General features: G+C 66.9%; 5 protein-coding genes. 2 read left to right on the top strand and 3 right to left on the bottom strand.

The features are described from left to right. Both AOK09_RS02905 and AOK09_RS02900 read left to right on the top strand, forming a co-directional pair. Positions 1–248: hypothetical protein (locus AOK09_RS02905; RefSeq protein ID WP_079062684.1), on the top strand; the 248-nt coding region annotated here is incomplete at its 5' end. Positions 249–579: 331 nt separating this feature from the next. Next, entirely contained in the window at positions 580–1,089 is a 510-nt protein-coding gene (locus tag AOK09_RS02900; protein ID WP_055585505.1) for a hypothetical protein, read from the top strand. Between the two features lie 242 nt (positions 1,090–1,331). Here the strand turns inward: AOK09_RS02900 and AOK09_RS02895 are convergent, their stop codons facing one another. The 3 genes from AOK09_RS02895 to AOK09_RS02885 form a co-directional block, all read right to left on the bottom strand. Further along, entirely contained in the window at positions 1,332–4,043 is a 2,712-nt protein-coding gene (locus tag AOK09_RS02895; RefSeq protein WP_055585504.1) for an AAA family ATPase, read from the bottom strand. Between the two features lie 564 nt (positions 4,044–4,607). Beyond that, a complete protein-coding gene (locus tag AOK09_RS02890; RefSeq protein ID WP_245687090.1) occupies positions 4,608–4,865 on the bottom strand; it encodes a hypothetical protein in 258 nt (85 codons plus the stop codon). Then, a complete protein-coding gene (locus AOK09_RS02885; protein ID WP_055585503.1) occupies positions 4,862–5,200 on the bottom strand; it encodes a DUF317 domain-containing protein in 339 nt (112 codons plus the stop codon). Before AOK09_RS02885 ends, AOK09_RS02890 begins: the two co-directional genes overlap by 4 nt. Positions 5,201–5,220: the final 20 nt, after the last annotated feature.

Raw genomic sequence — 5,220 nt, 5'->3', positions numbered from 1 at the left:
AACTCAACCCCCGCGGCATCCCCATCACCTGCGCCCAGTGCCACGCCCGCCGCGACTGGCTCCTCCTCAACGTCGGCGAGCAAGTCTTCGTCCGCTGCCGTTGCGCCCACGAATGGGCGGAGCCCGAACTGACCCGAGAGGACTTCGACGCCGAGTTCAGCCACGTCGAGCGCATCTACCCCTCTCTCGAGGAGGCTGCCCGCGGCCTCGGCTACGACGGCACACTGTCCGGCACCTACTGGTCATGACGCGCGGAAACGCATCTGATGGAACATCTCTTCCCGACCGGTGCAACTGCCTGCAGTGCACCTCGGCCCTGGTGAATGCCGAGAGACCACTCCCCGGGGCAAGGCTGCTGACCAGCGCGGGCCTAACCGACGCAACGATGTTGCGTTGAATGCAACATGGGAAACGGGTCGGCTGTCCTGGCCGGTGCCGCGCATCTGATTGAGGGGCGACAGGCGCACCTCCGAGTCAGGAGGCTCCAGTCGGCAGTGCGCCGCTGGATCCAGCTGCCGACTGTCGGAGGTCGCCGCTACGATCCGGAAATCACGACGGGACGGCGGACGGAGTCAGGGCATGGACAACCCGAACGAAGCTGAGATCAAGCGGGCGCTTGGGATCCGGTCCTGGAGGAACCTCTCCAAAGACAAGGTAATCAAGTTCGCGGCCATGATGCCCGAGATGGGCACTGAGGTGCGCCTGAAGATCATCGAGCAGTTCCCCGCTTTCAAGGACCTCGCCAAGAATTCCGTGGATTCGGTCAAGAAGGCGTACGAGTCCACGCTCTCGGCCAACGAGAAAAGCCAGGAGCATTTCCATCAAGCCTCCCAGCAGCACAGGGAAGCCCTCAAGGATGACCTCAGCAGGGACGATCTCAGCTGGGAACAGCGGCAATTCCTCCATGAGCGTTTCCAGCAGAATATAGGGCAGGAGTTCCAGAAGGACAGCGAGAACAAGCAGTTCCTGGAGAGGGGGCTCAGGACGGTGGCAGTCAGCGCTGGTGCTGCAATCGCCCTGAGCGCGGTTTTCGTCGGCGCCAGGATAATAGGCGAAAACAAGGAAGGCCCCGAGGGGCTGGAAGCCTAGTCCAGCCTCTGGCTAGCCCCTAATCCGCGACCTGGATCCGGCCGCCAGAGGACTGGCCCAGGGACCTGCGCGACTCCAGGGCGCGGGCCCGCACCTGGGGACGCCGTGGCGAATCAGGGTGAGGTGGGCGGCTTGGTCAGGTACATCTTGATGATGCTGGCGGGGGTGCGGATCGGCTCGTACGGAGCGAGGGTGTCGGCGATGGCCTGGGCAAGCTCGTCGATCGTTCGCATCACTCGGCCTCATCGAGGAAACTGACTGGCAATCTCTTCGATGAGCTGGCTCTGGTACCGGATGTCTTCGCTCTGGCTGGGGGTGAGGCCGTACCGGGTGAGGGCTTCCATCTCCGCGCGGGCGCCGGGCACATCGCCCGCGCGAGCCAGAACGAGGGCGCGCTGGGAGCGAATCCCGACGACCATGTCCAGCAGGTTGTTCTCCTCGGCCGCGCGCAGTAGCGAGTCGAGTTGCTTCAGAGCCCCGGCGGGATCAGTGCGGGATTGCACGTCTGCGAGATCCTGTCCCGAGTCGATGGCTGACCGCGCGGCACCGGAGACGTTGTAGAGCTTGGCCGCCCAAAGCGCCCAGTATTCGAAGTCCGTTCTGTTGAGTCCTCGCGCGACTTTGACTTGGAGGGCGAAGCAGTCGGCGAGCCTCTTGAAGTCGTCTGGCGTCTCGTGGCTGACGCATCGCTCGTGGAGGACCTCGACCGGGAGCATGACGTCGGCGAATGTCAGCCCAAGGCGGTCCATGTACGTGTCGGCGAGCTTCGCAGCGAGTTTCCCCGCCTTCAGGTACTTTCCCGCCTCCAAGAGAGCGCCGGCGTATTCGTAGCGCAAGCCTCGCTCGAACCGGGACGGAACGGGCGTCTGCGTGATCGCCTCGGCGAAAGCCCTGCGGAGCTGTGCGAGGGAAGCCGCTGAGCCGTAGAGACGGAACTGCCGGGAGGCGACGAGCACGGCCTCCCGTGGGCCGAAGGCCGGATGCCCGGCTCGATGGATCGTCTCCATAGCCTGGACGTGCGACGCGAACGCCTCCATGTCACGTTCCCTGAACGCCCATGCGGACAGCGCGTTGTGGGCGTCGAGCCGCAGTGCGGGGTCCGAGGCAGGATCGAGCGCCGCGTTGGTGAGGTGGTCATGCACCTGGCGGGGGTAGTCACGCTCGAAGAACCCCTCCTCCTCGGTGAGGGCGATCAGGATCTCGATCTGTCCTGTCGAGCCCAGCAGCCGCATCCAGCGGGAACGCCGCGCGGGATCCCAGTCACCCTCCACGATCTGGCACAAGGCTCGCTGCACTCGGTCGGCTGTTTCCTCGTCGAGCGCCTCAAGCACGGTCGTGGCAACAGACCGTGCGGCATCATGAAGCTTCAGGTGACCGTCGCCGAACGACTGCGTCAGCCCGGGGCCGACAAGCTCTCGAAGAGCACGGCCGTTGACGGACCGGTTCCCCAACCCCGCTTCCGCGGCCAACTGCTGTAGCTCGTCGCGCTTCAGCGGGACCTCGGCCAGGGCGAGGAGGCCGGCCAGCGCCCTAGCCGTCTCGCCGAGACCTGCGAAGGCCCGCTCAAGGATGCGCTCCTGAGCTGTGGGCGTTGCGTGCGTCCCCTCCTCGAACGCCTCGCAGAATGCGGCCACGTCGGCGCCGTACTGGCTTCGGCTGAGCACGGCAGCCTGACCGACGTACAACGGCAGACCGCCGGTGAGCGTGATGACGCGCTGCGCCGTCGCGTAGTCGGTCCGGCAGCCTTCATCTGCGAAGACCTCGACGACGGTGTCGACCGTCCATCCGGGGAGCACCTGCGGCGTGATGCCGAGGTGAGCTTCAAGAACGGGCAGGTCAGGCCACGGTTGCGCCAACAAGACCAACTGCGCGCTGGGTAGCGCGGCAACGATCGCGCGGAGTCCGTCCACGGGAAGGCGGTGGGCGTTGTCGAGGACGACAGCGACGATGGTGCCCGCTTCTTCCAGCCGCAGGTGCACCGCTCGCAGGACATCCAGGCCCGACCCGTAGGGAAGCTCCGTTCCCGCCGAACCGCTGAGGTGCCTGGCCGCGAGTTCCCGGGCCACCGACTCGGCGAGGGCCTCGGCCGACACGCCATCTGCCACATCGCAGTACGTCACGGGCAGAGAGCACCGCGTAGCCGCATCCGCTGCCCAGGCGGTCTTTCCGGCACCCGAGTACCCGACCACCAGCCGAACCCGCTGCTCGCCGACCAGTTCAGGATCGGTCCTCTGGGCCCGGTACGTACCAGGGGCCTCCGGGAACGCCTGCAGCTCCTGCACGAACTGCTCGAACAACTGGCCAAGGTCCGCTGCCACGAAACCCTGACCGAGGGCGCCCGTGGACACGTACTGCACCCGGGCCGCCAGCTTCTCCACCAGCGTCTGCGGCTTGAGCGACGCGAATCGGACCTTGCCGGCCTCGGCCGTACACCACTGCATCATCGCCTCGAGGTCGGGCGCCGGCGGCGGCAGCCACGCTTCAGCCTCCGAAGGTCTGCCCGGGCACAGCAGATGAGCGTCGCCGGGCCAGTCCACCGCGAGTGTCCTGTCCAGCAGGTCGGGTCCAGGCTGGGCATTGGTGATCACGATCAGCGAGGGACTGCCGCTGCGCCGGTCTGCATCATGCTCTGCCCGAACCTCGCGGTACTGATCGACCGCGTCGCGGATGTCGCTCCAGACCAGGACGTCGCTCTTGCGCGTCTTGACCTGCAGATAGAGGCGGCGGCCCGGGAGCACCACCTCCAGGTCCTCGTCGCGCTCCACCAGCAGGCTCTCGGCGCCCGCGTCCCGCAGTCTCAGCAGGCAGCCAACGGCGTACAGATTCTGATACGTGAACCCGCGATGGGTGGCCCGGATCCGCAACTGCTGCGCGGTGTCGAGCGGGGGCTCCCCGATGAAATCCTGCGCTGCATCGTGATCATCACCTTGCGGTACGGCTCCGCTCACACCCATGACGCAATGCTCTCAGGCATAGACCCGGGTGCCGCAGCGAGTTCTCGACTTCATGGCCGGTCAGCAGTTCCCGTCCCATCCGGCCGGATGACCACCGCCATCGCGTCTGCCGCCATCTGCGTCCGCCGTTTCGCAGCACTCTTGCGTGATCAGGTGCAGCGACTGCTACGCAGTCGGCAACCGTCGGCGGTCTCGGGAGGTCGGCGGCGCTCTCCACGGCTCTGGCCCAGTACCGCGTTGTACGGCGCCTTCCCCATCTGGGCTTCCTCGGCCTGGACTCGCCGGCTGGTGACGTTCGGGCAGCTCACCACTTCTACTGACACTTCCTCGTTCCCCCGCCCAGGCGGTCATTGTGGAGAACTCGGCACCGGCCGTCGACGTCACGGAGGAAGCGCACGTCGTCCTCTTCGGCCCGGGCGGGGACCGTTCCGGGCTTTCCCCGAGCGCAGCCACTCTCACCGCGGTTGATCGAGGGGCGTGCGGTGAGGGCAGTGGAGCCGCCTGGCGACACCGGTTCCCGCTCCGGGCCGAAAAGCCTGGAATGCACTACAACGCAGCCTGCGGTCAGGGAGTCCAACCCAGTTGGGAGCGGACCTCGAGTGGCAGGTAGGAGTGCTGTCCGGCTTCGGCGATATAGGCGGTGGCCCCGTGGGGGCCGTCGTGCCGGAGGATCGTGCCGATGTGATGAGTGAAGGGCCAGTAGGGGTTGATGGCCAGGAAGACCGGCAGGTCCGGGTCGTGGTCTTGGAGCTGGGCGATGAGCTGGCCGACGGTTCGGGGGCCGCGTGCGTCGGCGTTCTCGTGTGGGGGCTGCAGGATCACGGTGTTGCCTCCGAGGTGAGGAGAGCACGGACGAACGCGGCGACGCAGGAGCTGGGTGTCTGGGGTGGGAACGGCAGGGTCCAGCCACGCTGCTCGGCGGTGCCGCAGGCGGCGAGCAGCCACCGGCCGCTGCCGGCGTCCCGGTTGCTGTCAGGGAGGTAGCCCAGGTAGAGGCCCCCGTCGGGCCTGGCGGCGTGGATGGCGGCCTGGTGATCGATGACGATCGGCCAGTCATGTGCGGTGAGCAGGTCGGTGACGAGGTACGGCTCGCCGGAGCAGACGAGGAGGCTTCGGGCGTCGTCGGGTGGGGAAGCGGACAGGGCCGGTGCGGGCACGAGGGGCCACCTTCCCGGTC

Origin of the sequence: Peterkaempfera griseoplana, from assembly GCF_001418575.1 — a bacterium.
GTDB classification, from domain to species: domain Bacteria; phylum Actinomycetota; class Actinomycetes; order Streptomycetales; family Streptomycetaceae; genus Peterkaempfera; species Peterkaempfera griseoplana.
Note: the sequence above shows the minus strand (reverse complement) of the source record. Positions and strands in the feature narration are given on the sequence as shown.

Bases quoted from the DNA above. Each gene is read 5' to 3' on its own strand.
- AOK09_RS02900 (WP_055585505.1), top strand. From the start codon at position 580: ATGGACAACCCGAACGAAGCTGAGATCAAGCGGGCGCTTGGGATCCGG.
- AOK09_RS02895 (WP_055585504.1), bottom strand. From the start codon at position 4,043: ATGGGTGTGAGCGGAGCCGTACCGCAAGGTGATGATCACGATGCAGCG.